The sequence below is a fragment of the Idiomarina xiamenensis 10-D-4 genome, assembly GCF_000299895.1.
GTDB lineage: Bacteria > Pseudomonadota > Gammaproteobacteria > Enterobacterales > Alteromonadaceae > Idiomarina > Idiomarina xiamenensis.
This window is the reverse complement of record NZ_AMRG01000067.1, coordinates 1-317: the sequence shown is the minus strand read 5'-3', so window position 1 is coordinate 317 and position 317 is coordinate 1. Positions and strand designations below refer to the sequence as shown.

Here is a 317-nt window from a genome sequence, read left to right as displayed (position 1 = left end):
TGATGGAAGAAGTTAACCGCATCGCCTCTGATACCACTTTCGGTGGCCAAAACTTGCTAGACGGTACCTATGGTACTTCGTTCCAGGTTGGCGCCGATGCTAACCAAACTATCAGCTTTAGCATGCAAACGGTTGGCGCTACCACTAATACTTTGACGGCTGATGGTGGATTTACCTTATCGGGTATTGCGAGCGTCGCTTCGGGTGTGACCGGTAAAGCTTATTCGACCTTAGCCGGCTCGGTACAGGCAGGTGATGGTTTTGCTGACATCTTTGCCGCAACCAGCATCTCGGTATCGACGCAAGACAACGCGCAA

The 317-nt window shown here is 51.4% G+C and carries 1 pseudogene; it reads left to right on the top strand.

The window, feature by feature from the left end:
* Positions 1-317: pseudogene (locus A10D4_RS14240) on the top strand (flagellin); the annotation flags it as partial.